The sequence below is a fragment of the Candidatus Palibaumannia cicadellinicola genome (genome assembly GCF_002855795.1).
Lineage (GTDB): Bacteria > Pseudomonadota > Gammaproteobacteria > Enterobacterales > Enterobacteriaceae > Baumannia > Baumannia cicadellinicola_C.
The window spans coordinates 1-1,448 of record NZ_NJPO01000139.1; the positions used below are offsets into that span (position 1 = coordinate 1).

At 33.6% G+C, this 1,448-nt stretch carries 1 protein-coding gene; it reads right to left on the reverse strand.

What is annotated here, in order from left to right; translation table 11 throughout:
- A partial coding sequence (locus CEX73_RS02625) for a class I adenylate cyclase (protein WP_146643229.1) occupies window positions 1–1,233 on the reverse strand: 1,233 nt, incomplete at its 3' end.
- Window positions 1,234–1,448: the final 215 nt, after the last annotated feature.

Consider the following 1,448-nt stretch of genomic DNA (forward strand, 5'->3'; position numbering starts at 1 on the left):
CTGTGAGTTAGCACTAACGCTAAATTTGTTGCCGCGTGCAAAACAGATCAGCTGACGATAGCTTTGCATCATTGCATCTAATAGTTCTTGATGTACTTCACGTACCTGGTTGATCTTCCAGTGAACCAGATTATCGAGCATCCGTAAACGTTTAAAATCCCAACCCCACGTTTGTACTAAATGCATAATAATTTTACGACGCCAGCTGATACCGGATAAGTTTTGTGATAGTTTTTCACATACTTTTAAATAAAAACAGCGACGCACTAGATCAAGCCGTGTCATATCGTTAATTTGGTTCAGATAGTAGGTAACTCGCTCTAACATCATATAGTATGGATCAAGTCCGTAAGATACTATTTCGTTGTTTTGTAACCGTTGCTTAATATGTATTGCTAGCAGTGTAGTCTGCGGATACTCCCAAGAGTATGCTTCTAAAAGAAGCGTTTTTAACATCGATTTATAAGGTGAATCGATACTTTTATATAATTGCCATAGACTAGCTAGGAAATAATCTTCAACGGATAAGGTACCTAGTCCCCCTAAATCTAGCCATTCATTAGGGCTTAATGTGCCATCATTATAGAGTGATAATACGTATTCATCATAGTTCGCTTCTTCTTTACCTGGAACGATATTCCAAATAATGCGCTTACCGCCCATACGTACAGCGGTGCGATAGAATTCTTCTAGCAAAAAAATATTAGTTATCAAACTGTTGTTTTTATTATCAAAGTATTTGCTTTTTTTATAAAGAAAACTATTTTCATCAATAAGAAACAAACTAACTTCTACACCTTTCTGAGTAGCCCATTTCTCTATTAAGGTACATTTACACTGTAGCTCTGCACGCTCTTTATTGTTTAGCCAAGATTTATGACAGATCCAAATATCTAAGTCAGAATAGTAGTTTTGTCCGAGAGAAGAAGTACTACCCATTGAATAAACACCAGTAATAGGCTGTTTACTATTTTGAACAACTAATGTTTGAGCATTATGTATTATATCATGCAACCAAACTGCTTGGTTTTTGTCTGGTGTAAATAAACATATACCGTGTGGTACATTACTATTTAAATATCCCGGAAGCATAGGATGATTAAAATGTAATAAAGTTGGGAGTAGATTATATACATGCTGAACATTAGGCACCATTGCTACTAATGCTCGATTAATACGAAGTTGGTTAATAGCATCTATTCTTTTTTTTAATCTTTCAATATATAAGTACAATATGTTTATCCTGATTATTCTTAATGTGTAGATTAAGAATAATCAGGATAAACATATTGTACTTATATATTGAAAGATTAAGAATAATCAGGATAAACATATTGTACTTATATATTGAAAGATTAAAAAAAAGAATAGATGCTATTAACCAACTTCGTATTAATCGAGCATTAGGCACCATTGCTACTAATGCTCGATTAATACGAAGTTGGTTA